Source organism: Bacillus sp. CD3-5 (genome assembly GCF_006349665.1).
Taxonomy (GTDB): Bacteria; Bacillota; Bacilli; order Bacillales; family Bacillaceae_G; genus Bacillus_A; species Bacillus_A paranthracis.
Genome location: NZ_VEPX01000001.1, coordinates 942,850 through 960,569, shown reverse-complemented (window position 1 = coordinate 960,569; position 17,720 = coordinate 942,850). Strand labels below are relative to the sequence as shown.

Here is a 17,720-nt window from a genome sequence, read left to right as displayed (position 1 = left end):
CCCCCCCCCCCCCCCATTTTTTTTTTCAAGCAGAAGACGGCATACGCGATCAAGACCAGTCTCGTGGGCTCGGAGATGTGTATAAGAGACAGCAACAGGAGCAGCGGGTCCAACAGGTCCAACGGGAGACACAGGTCTAGCGGGAGCAACAGGAGCAACAGGCCCGACGGGAGCAACAGGTCCAACGGGAGCAACAGGCCCGACAGGTTTAACAGGAGCAACAGGAGCAACTGGTGGTGGAGCTATTATTCCATTCGCTTCAGGTACAACACCAGCTGCATTAGCTAACGCATTGGTAGCTAATACAGGAACTCTTCTTGGATTTGGATTTGCTCAGCCGGGTATAGCTTTAACTGGTGGAACAACTATCACATTAGCGTTAAATGTAGGGGATTATGCATTTGTAGCACCACGCGCAGGAACTATTACATCATTAGCAGGTTTCTTTAGTGCAACCGCTGCATTAGCTCCATTAGCACCTGTTCAAGTGCAGATACAAATATTAACTGCACCTCCGGCAAGTAATACGTTTACAGTACAAGGAGCACCTCTATTATTAACACCAGCATTTGCTACAATAGCTCTATTTGATACAGCATCAGGCATCGTACCTGAGGCTATTCCAGTAGCAGCAGGAGATAAAATACTACTATACGTTTCGTTAACGGCAGCTAGTCCAGTAGCAGCTGTTGCAGGATATGTAAGTGCAGGTATTAATATCGTTTAATTTGTTACAATGTCTGTTTGAAATTTGAATTGGCATTTGTATATAGCCCTTCCTAAGTTTATTAGAGAGGGCTATATTTTATGGGAAGATTGGTAATAAATCAATTGAGAAATTACTCTTTGTTAAGTTGGTATAAAAGAAAAATCAAAATTTATAATATGTACTTTATTGTTTATGGAATAAGTTATAACGTTTAAAAAATTACTTATTAATAAAAAAGATGAATTCTATGAAAAACAGAATTCATCCATTAAATAAACAGTATACAAGGGAAGTAAAATATTTATCATGAGCGTTAAAATGTTATTGTTCAAATTAGTAATAAACTATTTGTTTTTATTGCAGTTACATCCTTTTTTCTTTACATAGCCTTGTTCGGCTAAATCTCTTTGTGATTGGGAATTGGAAGATTGAGAATTTGAAGACTGAGAGGATGCTGATGAACTACTATTTTTATTATGAGAGTAGTTTTTTCGATAGTTATAATTACTCATAGTACTATCACCTCCAATTAAATATATAACTATTATATGTAGCTATTCTATTAATTGTTACTATAATAAATAGGAATGGGTATACAATAAAGTGAAACTTTAATTAGTGGGGGTTTTCTTCATCCCCCACTGATTATTAGTTGAACCAATCGGACTTTAATGGGCAGCCCGACCCCCACCTAACTTCTTTGCTTTCGCTGAATTTTGAGGTGGGAGTCTTACTGCCCATTAAAGCGGGATAAAAAAATCTCCTGCGTATTTTCCGAGGAGATAAATAATTGTCCTTTCGCAATATAAATTAATATCCCCAGTAAAGAGGAAAATAATATGAATCTTGGTAATATAAATTTTGTTGTGGATTAGGAGGATGAGTTGCAGGGGGTATCGTTCCGCGGTTCTGATTACAATTTGCAGGAGGACCAATTACTGTAGTGGATTGAATAGGGGATACCGCTTGTTTCCATTGTTGTTCATCGAGACAGTAAGTATGAGCCATTATATTAGCGGGGGTTAATCTTAAAATATCAGAACCAAAAATAACTTCTGGGGTTGGGGCGTCAAAAATAGCTAATAAATGAGTGTTATCTGCTGTAGCAATTTCGTAATGCCACCACGCTTGTGGAATGTTGGCAACTTGCCCCGGTTTTATTGGTAAGTTTAATATTTGATTTGTAAAAGGATTAAGTAAAGAAACAACCGCAGAGCCTGAAATGCAGTAAACAAGTTCAGCTGCATTTTGATGTATGTGCGGCTCTACAACATTTCCTGTACTTAAATAGATATCTAATAAAGAAGTATTTTCTAACGTATTTAATTGATTCTCGCCAAGTACGTTTATATAATTTTGAGCATCTTTCTGAAAAAAATTACTTTTATTTAAATCATAAGTGAAATTAATTGAGGAGGAAGTGTAGTCGATATTAGAACTCAATTGTATTACCTGCCTTTCTATTAGTAAGTAAGGTTATAAAATTAGGATATGTGTCTAGTGTTTGTTATGTGCGGTTGTTGGTATCATAATAAATTTGCCTATGCCATAAAGAATATGGGTTGTATTTCGTATTTTGAATAACAGACCAATCCTTTTTCATAGAGGTATTGGTCTGTTATTCAAGATAGTTTTTGCTGAATAATTAATTGTGCTTTAGCGGTATTGGCGTAATTTAGCCACTCTAATGCCAAGTTTTGTTTTAAACCAAAATGGATTTCTATGATGTCAAAATGAGATACCTTTGTTTTAAGTGGAACAGGTATACCGTTGACTTTTGCATTTTTCATGTTATGTGCAATTTTTGGAAATGCAGAGAAAGTAAAATCAATAATTGTAGCACCATCTGGTAAATAAATAGGTTGTAAATCTGAAGTATAAGCCGTTATGGTATTTTCAAATAGTTCGTACGATACTAGATTGTGGAACACAATTGGATCTGTAGTTAATAAATTGTTATGCACAATTGTATCATTCATTATTTTATAAGATATGGATTGGACATTTGCAGTTCTATTATTTAATAAAGAAAAAATGCCGTTATCTTTTAATGTTTTTGCTAATTGTGTTTGAATGATAATTGTTTGTTCAGTATTATTCATATTGACTTTAGTTTTTAAATTGTTATTAAAATAGCTATTTTCAAGTGCTATATTGTCTTCGAAATAGTTTATAGTTGGATTGTATAATTGATGTATCATTCCAAGAATTTTATAGCAATCTAGTACACTTGTAGTTGTAATACAAATTTGTGAAACCTCTGATACATTTTGTATTTCTTGTAATTGTGAGTAAGCAGTATAAATCGGAGGGAACTTATAGCTTATTTCAAATGAAAGGTTAGTATCACAAAAAGAATGAATTCCTTTGCTTAAATTGGTTATATTTTTTTGAAGATGTGGAACATATCCCGTTAAGAATTTAAGTACCTTGCTATATCTTTCTTTATGTAAATATTGAAAAGCAAGATTTTCTAATTCATACTGGATTGTATATAATCCAAGTCGCTTTGCAAGTGGCGCAAAAAGTGTTAATGTTTCATTCGCATATGCTACTTGTTTCGCAGGTTTTTTAACATTCAAAGTTTTTATATTATGAAGGCGATCTATAACTTTAATAATGCCAACACGTATATCATGTTGAGAGGATAATAGTAATTTTTTAAAATTAATTGCTTCGTATAATACTTTGTTTTGATCTTGTTGTTTTTTCCCTTTTGTTAATCCATTTACAATATATCGAATTGTCGCACCGAAATGTGATTCGATTTCTTCTAGAGAATATTCGGTATCTTCTACAACATCGTGTAATAAAGCAGCAATCAATGTTGTAATGTCAGCTTTATAATTTAGCAGTATTTCTGTAATTGCGAAAGGATGAATAATATATGGTTCTCCAGTTTGACGGTATTGTCCATCATGTGCTTGCTCTGCAAAATATATAGCTTTTTTCAAGAGTTTTAATTCATTAGATTGTAGATAATTTGCCTTTTGTAATAATACCTCGCTCATATAAATCCGTCCCTTAAAATTATTTTTAATAGTAATTCTATATAATAGAATAAATCCCCTTTGAAATTATTTTAATTATGTAAAAAATAAAGGTGTTGAGATGAAACTATATTCGTATATCCATTCATACTTTGGATTGATGGAAAAAAGTAAAGAACGTGTTAATTTAATATTACATCAATCATTAATAAGGGGTGAAGGTTCATGTCATTTAGTGAAATGATTAGAAATGAAGTGCTTGGCTGGGCAGGTGTCTCTGAAAAACCGCATCGATTTGGCGGCATTGAAATAAATTATGGTAAGAAAGAACTTGGTCATCTGCATGGAGATAAGTTAGTTGATTTACCATTTCCAAAGTTAAAGCGGGATGAATTAGTAAAACAAGGATTGGTCAAACCACATCACGTATTACCTGAATCAGGATGGATAAGTTATTATATAAAGAGTGAAGAGGATATACCATTTGCAATTGAGTTATTTCGTATGCAATATGACCGAATAAAAAAATAATGAAATAAAATAGATGAGTAAAAATATATTTTTATGTCACATCCCTCCTTAATCGTTCGTCTTGTATGTAGAACGATAAGGAGGGATTTTATTATGAAGAAATTTGATGTAGCCATTGTTGGTGGTGGGCTTGCTGGATTAGCAGCATCTATATATTTAGCGAAAGCTGGAAAGAAAGTTATTGTATTAGAAAAGTCTAATCATTTAGGTGGTCGAGGGATGACTATAAATAAAAATGGCATTTGTATGAACCTTGGTGCACATGCTTTATATAGAGGAGGGGAAGCGTTTATAACTTTTAATGAGTTAGGTATAAATCTTCCAGGTGGAATCCCATCTACAAAAACACACGGAATATGGAAAGGAGATATTTTCACCATCCCAACAGATTTTCGCTCAATTTTATCAACACCGTTACTTTCATGGTCTGCAAAAACTCAGTTTTCTCGTCTTATGATTCATTTAGGAAATTTAGATGTAGGAAAAGTTCCCCAAATGAGTCTAACTACATGGGCAGAAAATGAAATTAAAGATCCAATGGTTCGAAATATATTTTATGCATTATGCCGAACAACGACATATACGTATGCTCCTACAATACAATTAGCATCTTCAGTACTAAAGCAGATACAGCTTTCTATGAAAGAAGGAGTACTTTATGTAGATGGTGGTTGGGAGACGATAATAACAACTTTAAGGGATATAGCGAATACGAATGGTGTGCAATTTCTAGCTAAAAAGCATGTTTTGAAAATAGAGCATTGTGAAGGGGAACAAAGAATATACTGTTTTGACGATGCAGTATTTGAAGCAGATGCAGTTATTGTAACAACCCCACCGAAAGAGGCTTGTAAAATGATAAGAGGTGCTGAAGGAACAAGTTTGCAAAGGTGGAGTGAACAATCAGTACCGGTTACCGTTGCTGCATTAGATATTGGTTTGAGACGATTACCTAATCCGACACATCAATTTGCATTAGGGTTAGATCAGCCTATATTTTTTACGAATCAATCAAGAGCAGCTAAATTAAGTGATGATGGATCAATTGCAGTGAGTTTAATTAAGTACCATAATCCTGTACTAGAGATGAAACATACTCATGAAGATAAAGAACTGTTAGAAAGTACAATGGATTTGCTACATCCAAATTGGAAAAGAGAAGTTGTTGCACAGCAATATTTACCGAAAATAACAGTAGTATATGATTTTCTTCATATAAACCGAGTTGAAAAACCAGGTCCTAATATACCTGAAATGCCAGGTGTTTATGTAGCAGGAGATTGGGTAGGGCATGATGAAATATTAGCTGATGCTGCAGTGGCAAGCGGAAAACGTGCAGCTTTACACATTTTAAAGCATTCCGAAAGTGAGGTAGTTCATCATGGAAACGGAGCAGTTATATGAAGCATATCAACCATTATTATTTTCATTAGCATACCGAATCCTTGGGAGTGTTATGGATGCTGAGGATATCGTTCATGACGTTTTTATCTTGTTAAATAATATAGAGAACGTTCAATCTATAGAAAATATGAAAGCATATTTATGTAAAATGGTAACAAATCGCTCAATTGATAAATTACGTTCGGCAGCAAATAAACGGAACGTATATGTTGGAATGTGGTTACCAGAACCATTTGTGGAAGAGACGGATGATCCATCAGAGTCATTTGTAATGAAAGAATCAATTTCTACGGCATATTTATTACTTTTACAACAATTGTCTGAAGTAGAGAGGGTTGTTTTCATATTAAGAGAGATTTTCAGTTATGACTACGAAGATATCGCTTCAATTGTAAATAAGAGTAGTGTGAATTGCCGAAAAATCTTTCAACGTGCACGAAAAAGTATTTTAGATAAGCCGAAGCAGTCGAATTTAAGTATGAAAAAAATGGCTGCTTATGTTGAAAAGTTTGTAGCAGCATTACAGTGTGGGGATGCGCAAGGTATGTTAGAAGTATTAAAAACAGATGCGATATTGAAAGCTGATGGTGGGGGGAAAGTTACAACTGCAATTCATCCAATTTACTCTGCAGATAGAATTATTCGTTTATTCTTTGGGATTGGGAAGAAGTTCCCGCCAGAGTACAATGTTGAGTATAAGATAGTAAATGGCGCCCCAGGTGTTATTGTTAAAGTGAAAAATAAAGTGACTTATGTGCTTTCATTTACATTTGAGAATGAAAAAATCGCAAACATTTATATGATGGTTAATCCTGAAAAACTTATGCACTTAAATAGAATAGTATAAAAAAGACGCATTTCTTTAGAAGTGCGTCTTTTTATTATTTCTCTAACATTTCAAGAGGTACGTCTTTTTCGCCAGCTACCTCAAATTTAATTTCCCCGTCTTCTTCATAAATACGTGAAATAATCGGTATAGTAATCATTAATTTTTTATGCTGCTTTCGCTTTCGAGCGGCATCTAAGCTAATCACGTTCATTGTAAGCATCCTTTCTTCTAATAAATATATAAACAAAAGAAAATGCGTCCGGAAAGGGCGCTTAATTGAATTTGAAATACCGATTCATTTAAATGAGGTTTATATGATTTAACAACTGCAATTGAAATAAAAATAGTATGAATGGAATAATTGCACGTAGAAATTAACTTTACCAAAAAACGAAACAATATGCTATAAAAAATTGCAAATCTTTATCATATAACGAGAAAAAGGTTTTCGTTTCGCATATAATGAAAGTAGACGGGCAACGAGAGCTTTCTCATCATATTGCTTTGGAAAGGCGATGAAAAGAATGGATACGTTAGATTCATTATTACTTCAACTTGAACAATATGGAGAAGAGCATGATCGAAATAAAAAAACACGGGAAGAAAAACTACGGAATATTTCTCGTGAGATGGGGCAGTTTTTATCAATTTTAGTAAAAGGGTGTAGCGCAATAAATATTTTAGAAATTGGAACTTCTAATGGTTATTCTACATTGTGGTTAGCTAATGCGGTAGAAGAAACAAATGGAAATGTAACAACTGTGGAGCTTTCTTCAGAACGAGTTGGAGAGGCACTTGTCAATTTTGAAAAGGCAAACTTGTTGCAAAGGATTGATGTTCATAATCAAGAAGCAGGGGCATTTTTAGATGCGCAACTAGATCATTCATTTGATTTTATTTTCCTAGATTCAGAGCGTACGCAATACATGTGGTGGCTTGAGCATATAAAACGCATTTTACAACCAAAAGGTTTTCTAGTTGTTGATAATGCAACCTCTCATGCAAGTGAATTAGCCGAGTTTAGAAAAATGATTGAAGAAGATGAAATGTTTGAAACGGTGTTATTGGCATTCCAAAATGGAGCGTTTGTAGCGCGCAAGAAGAAATAGGACTGAGCGTAATATAATTATCACATTGTAAAAGGTGTATGTCAAAATATTGAGTACAGAAGGATAGGAAGAACATAATTTATATAACATACGAAGAATCGGCCTTCAGCATGTGGTTCTCTAGGTCTTAAGTCTGAGGAAAATTATGTTGATTACAGGTATACTTATAGTAAGAAACAGGGAATGACTGCATAAACAGACATTTCTAAAAAAATCGATTTCAAGCAGTCAGAATGCATATGAAATACGATATAATAGATGAAATATAGTGCATATAAATTCGCACATATAAATAAAGGAGCGATTTTGTTGACTGAACTCGAGAAAAAAGAACCTGTATCGGTTGTGAAAGATAATAATGTAGAAGTAGTAGTGGATACAGTTATAAAAGATGAAGAATTAGAGGAACTGAATAAAGAAGCTGATCTTTATGTACAAAAGTTAAATAGCGAGCAAAATACAGATTTATCAAAAGTATTGTCTCAGCTAGGAGATTTAGGGGATAAAGAGCAACAAGCAGCAGGACAAACGTTATCAGCATTAAAACGTCCTGTCACAGCGATGATGAATGGAAAGAACGAAGAAATTCCAAATACATTGTTAGAGTTACGAAAAGTGGTATCAGAGCTTGATCCGAATTCATTAAAAGCAAGTGGTATGAAAAAAATTATGTTTAAAGTATTCAAGAAAAATCCACTTGAAACATACGTGCATAAATATCAATCTATAGATAAGCAAATTGAGGAGATTATAAGATCGCTTTTAATTGGTCGTGATAATTTACAAGAAGATACAGTCGGTCTTGAAATGCTTAAAGAGCAATCACACGATAAAATTCACGCGCTTGATAAGCAAGTATACTTAGGGAAAAAACTTGCTGGCATGCTGGAAGCTGAGAAACAAAATCCAGAACGTCAAAGGGATATTCCATTAATTAATGATGCATTAGAAAAGATTTTAGTGCGTACGCGCAATATGCAGCAAGCGAAAAGTGTGTTATTACAATCTATCGCATCAGTAGACATTATTAAGAAAAATAATGAAAAGTTAACAGAGGCAATTCGTAATGCAATTACGATGACGCAAAACGTTGTAACAGTTTCTGCTGCTATCCAGTTAGCATTAACAAATCAGCGTAAAACAATTGATGCAGTGAATGCAACAAATGAAGCAATTGAGTCTATGGTATTAAGTAATTCTCAGGCATTAAAACAAAATACAGAAGAAACAACGAAATTACTTGAAAATCCTGCAATTAGCATGGATAAATTACGTGAATCATTCCAAAACGTATTTGCTGCAATTGAAGCTTCTGAAAAATCGTCAGAACGTATTATCGAGTCAAGTAAGAAGTTTGTTATTGAACTAGACACATTTAATGATGAAATGAAACAAAAACTCATTCAGCGCCCAAGAAAATAGCAGACTTTTAGAGGAGGTGAAAAAATGAGTTTTATTCAAACTGTATTATTACTACTAGGTACATTGTTTTTAATCGCATTTACTGTCGTTGTTTTAGTTGTATATTTCGGACGTAAACTGTATTTTTCGTGGACGAAGCCATATAAAAGAGCACACGATTCTTTAGATAAGTTATCGAATAAATCATTACCGTTTCTACAAGAATTTACACAACATCCACTCTTTTATCGTTGGATTCGTACGGAAGGAAAAAAAGAACAACATATATTAAATACGCTTTTCTGTGCATCAGGTCAACGTACGAGAGAGCAAGTATTCTCAATGTTACCGAAAGAAAAACAGAAAAAAGTACATGTAATGGCAAAAACGACGAAAAAGCTTACTAATGAAGATATTGATGTAGCAGCGATGAAAATAAAAGATTTTTTAAGACAAGAAACGCAGCAAACAGTAAAACCGACAGATTTATCGTTTTATAAATTGTATTTTTATGATCGATATCCAGATGCATTAAATACAATTCAAGCGTATAAACGCTCAATAAATCCTTCATTACAACGAACGGTTGATGATATTACAATTTCAGTATTAAATGCTTTGCCATATTATCAAGAGCAGCGTATGTTTGAACAGCAACATAAACTTGAAACGTTCTTAATGAAAGATTTAATAGCGATGCTATCGTTAGTCGTACAATTACCACCTTCACAACGGCCAGAAAAAGAAGAAGAATTAAAAGTCTACTTGCAAAATTTCCAAAAAGAAATGGAAGAAGTAGAGCGAGATATTCGTGACTCGATTGATCACGATTTGAATGTGAAGATGAGAGCAGCGACTGAGAAGTTTAAAAATAAGTAGGAGAGATTTCCTCAAAAAAGCTGATAAATATAGCTTTTTTGAGGGATCTCTTTTTATTTTGATAAAAATTATAGTTTAATCAGAAATTGCGGAATTAGTTGAAGTATTAATAAGTAAGTAAAAGACTTTTATTATGATATTATTATTGCTATACTGACAAATATTGAAAATGTAAGATTCCAAAAGAAAGTGTTTTTATATAAAAATATTCAAAAACATGTATAGATGACTAGTTTGGGTCTTATGAAATACATAAGTAGAGGAGTACATTTAAATAGTGGATACTTTGTTAATGTTTATTGGGATGGTTGGTTTAATTGGAGCGATAGTATTTTTTATTGCTATGATAGGGACGATAGTTATAAAGAAATATCGTTCGCGCTTGAAAAAATTTGCTATTATTTTTGGTTCATGTTTATCTGTGTTTATCGTTTCTTTAACATTAAGTCATATTTTTTATCCAATAACTGCAGAACAACAGGCTGAAATGGATAAACAAGCTGAAGAAAAGAAGTGGTTAGCAGCTAAAAAAGAAGAGAAACAGAAAGCTGAAAAAGCAAAAATAGAAGAAGAAAAAATTGCTGAAAAGGCGAAAAAAGAAAAAGAGAAACAATTAGTAGCTGAGGCGAAGGAAAAAGAAAAGCTAGAAAAAGAAGCGGTTGAAAAAGCAGAAGCAGATAGACTGAAAGCGGAAGAAGAGCAACGTAAAAAAGAAGAAGAAGAAAAGAAGAAAATAGAAGAAGAACAACGTAAAAAAGAAGAAGAAGAAAAGAAGAAAATAGAAGAAGAACAACGTAAAAAAGAAGAAGAAAAAAAGAAAGCAGAAGCAGAGGCGCGTAAGGCAGAAACACAACAAAAAGTGTTGGAATCAAATTATAGATCTGCATATGCTACTCATAGTAAAAAACTAACAGATTCTTTAAATCAGACAGGTAATCTTTTGGTAAATAATAAAATTGGGGATGAAGAATGGACGATTAAATTAGCCGCGAGTCTAATTATGTTACAAGATGTAACTCAAAACCCACCAAACGCTCAAGTGCCTGATAAATTCAAAGAAGTTAATAGTTTATATTTGCAGGCTTTAGAGAAATTTAATCAATCTGCGAAGTTAACTCCAGAAGCTTTGGATGAAGGAAATACAAAAAAAATGCAAAGAGCTACAAATTTAATGAATGATGGTGGAGAAATTCTTAAAAGTGCGAACTCTTTATTAAAAGAAATGATGTAGTTTAATTTATAAATGATAATATGAAAACTACCTATTCATAAAAGAATAGGTAGTTTTTTGTTGTATACTCTACTTTGCTTTTACAGTGGTCTCAATAGATGCAACACTTTCATTATGCAATCGATCAACCGCAGTTACTACATACGTATATGTTTCTCCAGGGATAGCCGTTTTATCTACATAAATTTCTCCAGGCTTTGTCTTTCTTACAGTAGTAAGTAAATTTTTCGGATTTTCTATATTCACTTCACTTTTTCCATTCACGCGGTAAATAGCGTAATAAGCAGAATCATTCTCTCTATTATCAATGATACCTACAGCAATACCTTCATCTCTTGGAATTGCACCTTTTAAAGTCGGTTGTTTTGGTGGATCATGATCAATCCAAGGCATAGAGGGGATTAATGCAGGATATTTATATATGTCTTTTGAGAGTCTATCTTTAATTCCTAGTGGATTGTTATTCATATCTTTTAAGCTAAAATGCATACTACCTTTTATTTCAGGATATAACCGGTTTAATGCAATTTGTTTTGGGTATTCTTCAGGATCAGACCAAGCGGGGACAGAATTATTATTAATTTTATAGGCTGCCTGACCGATATATAGGTGAATGGGTTTATTAGTTGTTTCTTTTACCCACCAATCTACTAATATGTCATATGCAGCGGGTGTGAAACCAATATTCCAATATATTTGCGGTGTAATGTAATCGATATAGCCTTTTTGTATCCATTCACGTGTATCAGCATAAAGATCATCAAAGTTTCTTTGGCCGGCAGTTGTGTTAGAGCCAGTCGGATCATCAGCTATATTTCGCCATACGCCAAATGGGCTAATGCCAAATTTTACATATGACTTTTCTTGTTTAATAGCAGTATTTAAATCTCTTACAAGTTCATTTACATTGTCACGTCGCCAATCTTCTATATTTGAAAATCTACCGTTATTATATGTTTCGTACGTTTTTTGATCGGGGAATTGTTCACCCGCCACTTTATATGGATAAAAATAATCATCCATATGTATCGCATCAACATCGTAATTTTTCACGATTTCTAAAGCACCTTCAGTTATAAATTTTTTTACTTCTGGAATACCAGGGTTGTAATATAACTTTCCTCCATAAGGTACAACCCAATCGGGATGTTGTTTTGCAGGGTGGTTATTTGATAATCGATTTATATCAGTGTGATTCATCGTTATTCGGTATGGGTTAATCCATGCGTGGAATTCTATATTTCTTTTATGTGCTTCTTCGACCATAAATGCGAGTGGGTCGTATCCAGGGTCTTTTCCTTGTGTGCCTGTAATGTATTCAGACCAAGGACCGTAATTTGAAGGATAAAAGGCATCAGCGGTTGGTTTGATTTGTACAACGACTGCATTCATACCGGTGTTTTTTACATCGTCTAATAATTTAATAAATTCTTGTTTTTGATTTTCGATAGGTAAGCCGGTTTTTGAGGGCCAATCAATATTAAGAACAGATGCGATCCATACAGCACGTAATTCGTGTTTTTTGTACGTAGTAGTTACTTCAGCATAAGTAAAGTGAGGGGAAATGAAAGAGAAAGGGATGAACAAGATGACGATGCAACATATCATAAATAAACGTTTAACGATCATGTATACGCCTCCTTATCATATGATTATCTAAGATAATATACGAGGCAAGGTTGGCCTTGCAATAGAGAAAATTGTATATTGAAACATTAATTTAATAGGAAAAATATTTTTAATGAAATTTACTTTCAGTATAACTAAATTCATTTACTACTTCATATGCTTGTTAGTAAAGTGAAACTTCCTTTCATTTAAAGGGGAATAAATTATAAGTATAGGAGGATTCATAAATGAAGGTTTTGTTCGTTTGTTCTGGAGGAATGTCCAGCGCCATTGTTGTAAACGCTTTAAAAAAGGAGGCGGAGAAAAAGGGTATGAACATGGAAGTGCATGCGATTGGAACAAATGAGGTAGAGGAAGAAGTAAAGAATGGCTGGGACGTTGTAATGGTTGCACCTCAAGTTAGACATCGATTTGATTCTGTTAAAAAATTCGCAGAAGAGGAATCTATCCCGTGCGGTATTATACCGCCGCAAGCATATACACCTCTTGGTGGACCGACTTTATTAAAGACTGTAAATGATTTAATTCGTTAGGGGGAACCGTTATGAATAAGTTTGTCACGTTTCTCGATAAAAACTTATCTGGACCGATGGCAAGACTTTCTGAACAGAGACATTTACAAGCAATCCGTGATGGAGTGATTTCAGCATTACCATTTATCATCGTAGGAAGTTTCTTTTTAATCGTAGCATTTCCACCTTTACCGAAAGATAGTTTCATATCCGTTTGGGCATTAAAGAATCAAACAAGTATATTAATACCATATCGGTTAACGATGTTTATTATGTCTTTATATATAGCATTTGGAATAGGATATAATTTGGCGAAAAGTTATAAACTAGATGCTTTATCAGGAGCACAGCTTGCAGTATGTTCATTACTATTAACATTAACTCCTGAACTAATTGATAAAAAAGGATTTATGCTTCCGATGACAAACCTCGGAGGTCATGGATTATTCGTGACGATGATTGTTTCTATTTTATCCGTAGAGATTTTAAGGTTTTGTAAGAAGAAAAATGTAATGATTAAAATGCCAGAACAAGTACCGCCATCTGTGTCGCGTTCGTTTGAAGCACTTATACCTGCTGTATTCGTTATTATTATAATGAGTCTAGTAACTGTCGTTTTTAGCATTGATTTACACCATGTTGTTGATAAACTAGCAGCACCATTAGTAAAAGCTGGCGATAGTTACTTCGGTGTAATGATTCCAGTGTTTTTAATTACGTTTTTTTGGTCATTCGGAATCCATGGTGTGTCGGTTGTTGGAACTGTTGCTCGGCCATTATGGGAAGTATATCTAGGGAAAAATGGAGAAGCAGTTGCTAGTGGAGCAGATCAGTTGCCATTTATTTCACCAGAGCCGTTATATCAATGGTTTATATGGATTGGCGGTTCTGGTGCGACATTAGGGCTTGTATTAGCTATGATTGTATTTGGTCGATCAAAATATTCGAAAGCATTATCAAGAACTTGTATTGTTCCGGGTATTTTTAATATAAATGAGCCAGTCATATTCGGATTACCGATTGTACTAAATCCAATTTTAATTATCCCATTTATCATTACACCACTTGTAACGGCAACTGTTGCATATTCTGCAACTGCAATGGGATTTGTAACACCAACGCATATTATGCCGCCATGGACATTACCTGCTCCAATTGGTGCTTATTTAGCAACAGGTGGGGATTGGCGTGCGATTGTATTAGTTTTTATAAATATAGCAATATCGTTCCTTATATATTTACCATTCTTTAAAATGTACGACAAAAATATGCTTGAAATTGAGAAGAGTGGTGAAGGCGAATCTGTTAATCCATAATCTTTATGCTTTAATTTATGAGTGATAGGTATTTTGCCTATCACTTCTTTCACATGAAGTCCAGAGAGGATGAAATGGAATGAATATAAAATTTAGTTATAAAGGTGTATTTTTATTATTATTTGGAGTGATATGTGCGAATTTACTTTTTGTGCCTTTATTAAGAATGCTACATCTATCACAAATGCATAGTATATGGCTTGTTACAAGCATTACGGCAAGCATTTTGCTTACAGTAGTTGTTTCTTTCATTGATGGATCGTTTGCATCGAAAGCTCAGTTGTTTTTTAGATTTATATTCTTTTCGATCGGTTGTACGTTTGTAACTTACATGATTGTTTTTTAGTAAATAGGAGGTCATGCATGTTATGTATATTGCAGGGGTAATGTCCGGTACTTCATTAGATGGAATAGATGTAGCGCTCGTTCGTATAGAAGGGAGTGGTGTAGAGTCTAAGGTCGAACTCATCCATTTTACTACAGTTCCATTTTGTAATGATATAAAAAGTGAAATACAACAAGCGTTATCAATAGAAAATTCAAATGTCCAACTCATATGTAGTTTGAATTTTAAGCTCGGTTTATGTTTTGCCAATGCTGTAAAGGAAGTTTGTAAAGAGGCCAATTTTTCTTTGGAACAATTAGATTTGATAGGTTCTCACGGACAAACGATTTATCATCAGCCAAAGCAAGGTGGTAATAGGATACCTTCCACATTGCAAATTGGGGAACCTGCAGTAATAGCATACGAAACGAACACGACGGTTATCTCAAATTTCCGAACGATGGACATGGCAGCAGGAGGACAAGGTGCACCACTTGTGCCATATTCAGAGGTCATTTTGTATCGTGATCCAAGTAAAAATAGACTACTACAAAATATTGGTGGGATTAGTAATGTTACAGTAATACCAAGTCAACAAAGTGATCAGAACGTTATAGCTTTTGATACTGGTCCAGGGAATATGATAATTGATGAAGTATGTCAAAGGTTATTTCAGTTGCCATATGATCAAAATGGTGAAATTGCAAAACAGGGTAGAGTTGTAGATGAAATTTTGACATATTGTATGAGTCATCCATTTTTGAACATGAATCCACCGAAATCAACAGGTAGAGAACAGTTTGGAGAAAAATTTGTAAGTGAATTATTGAAGCGGTTTGAAAAGCATAGTAAAAAAAATATATTGACGACGGTCACGATGTTTACTGCAAATTCAATTGTTCATCATTATAAGAAGTTTATCTTGCCGTATTATGAAATCGATGAGGTGATATTAGGCGGTGGTGGCAGCTATAATAGCACACTTGTTGAAATGTTGCGAAATGGATTGAAGGATGAAAACTGCGCAATATTCATTCAAGAAGATATAGGCTATTCTTCAGAGGCGAAAGAAGCTATCGCCTTTTCAATTTTAGCAAACGAAACGCATCATCGTAATCCGAGTAATGTGCCAAGTGCAACAGGTGCAAAACAATCTGTAGTTTTAGGGAATATAACCTTCCCTCCGTTATGAAGAAAATGAGGTGAACATATATGAAGTATATGATTGGAGTAGATGGTGGGGGAACGAAGACAGAAGCAATCGCCTTTGATCAAGACGGAAAGGAAATTATAAGTGGTAAGAGTGGTTTTGGAAATATATTAATAGATTTTGAAGAAGCTCTTGTGCATATTATGGAAGCGATTGATCAATGCCAGAAAAATGTAGTGAAAGGACATTGCGTATGTATTTGTTTAGGATTAGCAGGTATAAGTGGAGTAAATACGAATGAATTAACATTACGTCTAATAAAGAAGTACGGAACACCAATTGAAGTTTTTAATGACGCAATGATTGCACATGCAGCTACTTTGAAAGGGAACGATGGAATTTTAACGATTGGCGGTACAGGTGCGATTTGTATTGGAAAGAAAGGAGAAGTGTACGAGTATAGCGGCGGATGGGGACATATTTTAGGAGATGAAGGAAGCGGATATTGGATTGCATTACAAGCTTTAAAGAGAATGGTAAATCAATTGGATCAAGGGGTTACACTTTGTCCATTAAGCTTAAGAATTCAAGATGAGTTTCAACTTTTGACATCGTCTCATATAAAAAGTCTAGTTTATAGATCTGCAAAAGATAAAGTTGCAGCAATCACACCATTAGTTATTCGGGAAGCTAGAAATGGGAATGATGCTGCACATGAAATTATGATGCAAGCTGGAAAGGAATTAGCAAGGATTACAATAGATGTTTATAACAAGATGCAGTTTGATTTATCAGCTTCCATTGCAGTAAGTGGCAGCATATTGCGTTTCGTTCCTGAAATATATGATGAATTTAAGAAATGCTGTGAGAAAAGCATAGGAAAAGTTACATTTATATCACAATCACAATCTGCAGTGAAAGGAACATATTATTTAATGAAAAATACATATTTTAAAAAATAGCTGTATGAGAATTTTTGTATGATTTGTAAATATATGATGTTAAAATGTATAAAGGGATGTGAATAGAAACGTACAATATACATTGTTCTTGAATATTGTATAAGTACTCCTACGTAGAAAGTGAATGATTACATGATTAATAGTATGCAATTTTTGTATTTGGTCGCTTCTTATTTATTTGGAAACATATTGACCGCTTATATAGTAACGAAATGGAGACATAACGTTGATATTCGTGATGAAGGAAGTGGTAATCCTGGTGCAAGAAACATGGGCCGTGTGTATGGAAAAGGGTATTTCGTCGCTACATTTTTAGGCGATGCGATCAAAGGGGCAATCGTTGTTTCTATGGCAAAATACCTTTTTGAAGATTCTACATTTGTAATGTTAGCTTTACTAGCTGTTATAATTGGACATATTTTTCCCATTTTATTTAAAGGTAAGGGCGGAAAAGGAATTTCAACATTTATTGGAGGATTAATCGCATTTGATTACTTGATAGCGCTTACTCTTATTGTTGTTTTCATTATATTTTATTTAATCTTTAAAGGATTTACTAAGCCAGGGTTAATTACAATCGCTTGTTTCCCAGTTTGCATAATTTTGTATTCTTACTCTATTGGTACGACTATTTTAAGTGCACTTATCATTGTACTTATTTTATATGTAAATCGCGAATGAACTGAATTTTTAATAAGTGGAGTTAATCTCCACTTATCATTTTTATTAAATGCATAAAGGAG

Annotated in this window: 17 protein-coding genes and 1 pseudogene; 14 read left to right on the top strand and 4 right to left on the bottom strand. The window is 33.9% G+C overall.

Annotation, left to right across the window (positions count from 1 at the left end):
* Positions 1-91 precede the first annotated feature (91 nt).
* A pseudogene (locus FH036_RS05040) lies at positions 92-727 on the top strand (exosporium glycoprotein BclB-related protein); the annotation flags it as partial.
* A 792-nt stretch (positions 728-1,519) separates the two neighbouring features.
* On the opposite strand, the gene FH036_RS05035 reads toward FH036_RS05040, so the two are convergent.
* Positions 1,520-2,152 (bottom strand): cupin domain-containing protein, encoded by a 633-nt coding sequence (locus tag FH036_RS05035; protein ID WP_000097591.1) that lies wholly within the window; start codon positions 2,150-2,152, stop codon positions 1,520-1,522.
* 179 nt (positions 2,153-2,331) lie between these two features.
* Positions 2,332-3,720, bottom strand: a complete 1,389-nt coding sequence (locus FH036_RS05030; RefSeq protein WP_139895451.1) for an HD domain-containing protein — start codon at positions 3,718-3,720, stop codon at positions 2,332-2,334.
* Positions 3,721-3,924: 204 nt separating this feature from the next.
* Between FH036_RS05030 and FH036_RS05025 the strand changes: the two genes are divergently transcribed.
* From FH036_RS05025 to FH036_RS05015, 3 genes are all read left to right on the top strand, one after another.
* Positions 3,925-4,230 carry a luciferase domain-containing protein gene (locus FH036_RS05025; protein ID WP_000010316.1) on the top strand — a complete coding sequence of 102 codons (306 nt, stop codon included), beginning with the start codon at positions 3,925-3,927 and terminating at the stop codon, positions 4,228-4,230.
* 93 nt (positions 4,231-4,323) lie between these two features.
* Positions 4,324-5,634 (top strand): phytoene desaturase family protein, encoded by a 1,311-nt coding sequence (locus tag FH036_RS05020; protein ID WP_139895450.1) that lies wholly within the window; start codon positions 4,324-4,326, stop codon positions 5,632-5,634.
* The gene (locus FH036_RS05015) at positions 5,612-6,481 is read left to right on the top strand and encodes a sigma-70 family RNA polymerase sigma factor (RefSeq protein WP_139895449.1); all 870 of its coding nucleotides are present in this window, start codon (positions 5,612-5,614) and stop codon (positions 6,479-6,481) included. Before FH036_RS05020 ends, FH036_RS05015 begins: the two co-directional genes overlap by 23 nt.
* 34 nt (positions 6,482-6,515) lie before the next feature.
* Here FH036_RS05015 and FH036_RS26990 read toward each other — a convergent pair whose 3' ends face one another.
* Positions 6,516-6,674: a hypothetical protein gene (locus FH036_RS26990; RefSeq protein ID WP_001100983.1), complete on the bottom strand. Its 159-nt coding sequence runs from the start codon at positions 6,672-6,674 to the stop codon at positions 6,516-6,518.
* A 304-nt stretch (positions 6,675-6,978) separates the two neighbouring features.
* Between FH036_RS26990 and FH036_RS05010 the strand changes: the two genes are divergently transcribed.
* From FH036_RS05010 to FH036_RS04995, 4 genes are all read left to right on the top strand, one after another.
* Positions 6,979-7,572: an O-methyltransferase gene (locus tag FH036_RS05010; RefSeq protein WP_041184107.1), complete on the top strand. Its 594-nt coding sequence runs from the start codon at positions 6,979-6,981 to the stop codon at positions 7,570-7,572.
* Between the two features lie 309 nt (positions 7,573-7,881).
* Positions 7,882-8,994, top strand: coding sequence for a toxic anion resistance protein (locus FH036_RS05005; protein WP_000137416.1), 1,113 nt, complete (start codon positions 7,882-7,884; stop codon positions 8,992-8,994).
* 24 nt (positions 8,995-9,018) lie between these two features.
* A complete protein-coding gene (locus tag FH036_RS05000; RefSeq protein WP_000008357.1) occupies positions 9,019-9,852 on the top strand; it encodes a DUF3974 domain-containing protein in 834 nt (277 codons plus the stop codon).
* 277 nt (positions 9,853-10,129) lie between these two features.
* Positions 10,130-11,083, top strand: coding sequence for a hypothetical protein (locus FH036_RS04995; RefSeq protein ID WP_256932405.1), 954 nt, complete (start codon positions 10,130-10,132; stop codon positions 11,081-11,083).
* A gap of 69 nt (positions 11,084-11,152) precedes the next feature.
* Here the strand turns inward: FH036_RS04995 and FH036_RS04990 are convergent, their stop codons facing one another.
* Positions 11,153-12,712 carry a glycoside hydrolase family 10-like protein gene (locus FH036_RS04990; protein ID WP_139895448.1) on the bottom strand — a complete coding sequence of 520 codons (1,560 nt, stop codon included), beginning with the start codon at positions 12,710-12,712 and terminating at the stop codon, positions 11,153-11,155.
* Between the two features lie 227 nt (positions 12,713-12,939).
* Between FH036_RS04990 and FH036_RS04985 the strand changes: the two genes are divergently transcribed.
* The 6 genes from FH036_RS04985 to plsY all read left to right on the top strand — a co-directional run bounded on the left by FH036_RS04985 (position 12,940) and on the right by plsY (position 17,658).
* Positions 12,940-13,245 carry a PTS sugar transporter subunit IIB gene (locus FH036_RS04985; RefSeq protein ID WP_000865887.1) on the top strand — a complete coding sequence of 102 codons (306 nt, stop codon included), beginning with the start codon at positions 12,940-12,942 and terminating at the stop codon, positions 13,243-13,245.
* An 11-nt stretch (positions 13,246-13,256) separates the two neighbouring features.
* On the top strand, positions 13,257-14,540 hold the full coding sequence (locus FH036_RS04980; protein ID WP_139895447.1) for a PTS sugar transporter subunit IIC: 1,284 nt from the start codon (positions 13,257-13,259) through the stop codon (positions 14,538-14,540).
* Positions 14,541-14,619: 79 nt separating this feature from the next.
* Complete coding sequence (locus FH036_RS04975; RefSeq protein WP_139895446.1) at positions 14,620-14,886, top strand: hypothetical protein; 267 nt, start codon at positions 14,620-14,622, stop codon at positions 14,884-14,886.
* 22 nt (positions 14,887-14,908) lie between these two features.
* On the top strand, positions 14,909-16,057 hold the full coding sequence (anmK, locus tag FH036_RS04970) for an anhydro-N-acetylmuramic acid kinase AnmK (RefSeq protein ID WP_139895445.1): 1,149 nt from the start codon (positions 14,909-14,911) through the stop codon (positions 16,055-16,057).
* 20 nt (positions 16,058-16,077) lie between these two features.
* Positions 16,078-16,977 (top strand): BadF/BadG/BcrA/BcrD ATPase family protein, encoded by a 900-nt coding sequence (locus FH036_RS04965; protein ID WP_139895444.1) that lies wholly within the window; start codon positions 16,078-16,080, stop codon positions 16,975-16,977.
* Between the two features lie 132 nt (positions 16,978-17,109).
* On the top strand, positions 17,110-17,658 hold the full coding sequence (gene plsY / locus FH036_RS04960; RefSeq protein WP_042515140.1) for a glycerol-3-phosphate 1-O-acyltransferase PlsY: 549 nt from the start codon (positions 17,110-17,112) through the stop codon (positions 17,656-17,658).
* The last annotated feature ends 62 nt before the right edge of the window (positions 17,659-17,720 follow it).

Coding starts and splice junctions, on each gene's coding strand:
- FH036_RS05030 (WP_139895451.1), bottom strand. CDS start 3,720: ATGAGCGAGGTATTATTACAAAAGGCAAATTATCTACAATCTAATGAA.
- FH036_RS05025 (WP_000010316.1), top strand. CDS start 3,925: ATGTCATTTAGTGAAATGATTAGAAATGAAGTGCTTGGCTGGGCAGGT.
- FH036_RS05020 (WP_139895450.1), top strand. CDS start 4,324: ATGAAGAAATTTGATGTAGCCATTGTTGGTGGTGGGCTTGCTGGATTA.
- FH036_RS05015 (WP_139895449.1), top strand. CDS start 5,612: ATGGAAACGGAGCAGTTATATGAAGCATATCAACCATTATTATTTTCA.
- FH036_RS26990 (WP_001100983.1), bottom strand. CDS start 6,674: ATGAACGTGATTAGCTTAGATGCCGCTCGAAAGCGAAAGCAGCATAAA.
- FH036_RS05010 (WP_041184107.1), top strand. CDS start 6,979: ATGAAAAGAATGGATACGTTAGATTCATTATTACTTCAACTTGAACAA.
- FH036_RS05000 (WP_000008357.1), top strand. CDS start 9,019: ATGAGTTTTATTCAAACTGTATTATTACTACTAGGTACATTGTTTTTA.
- FH036_RS04990 (WP_139895448.1), bottom strand. CDS start 12,712: ATGATCGTTAAACGTTTATTTATGATATGTTGCATCGTCATCTTGTTC.
- FH036_RS04985 (WP_000865887.1), top strand. CDS start 12,940: ATGAAGGTTTTGTTCGTTTGTTCTGGAGGAATGTCCAGCGCCATTGTT.
- FH036_RS04980 (WP_139895447.1), top strand. CDS start 13,257: ATGAATAAGTTTGTCACGTTTCTCGATAAAAACTTATCTGGACCGATG.
- FH036_RS04975 (WP_139895446.1), top strand. CDS start 14,620: ATGAATATAAAATTTAGTTATAAAGGTGTATTTTTATTATTATTTGGA.
- anmK (WP_139895445.1), top strand. CDS start 14,909: ATGTATATTGCAGGGGTAATGTCCGGTACTTCATTAGATGGAATAGAT.
- FH036_RS04965 (WP_139895444.1), top strand. CDS start 16,078: ATGAAGTATATGATTGGAGTAGATGGTGGGGGAACGAAGACAGAAGCA.
- plsY (WP_042515140.1), top strand. CDS start 17,110: ATGATTAATAGTATGCAATTTTTGTATTTGGTCGCTTCTTATTTATTT.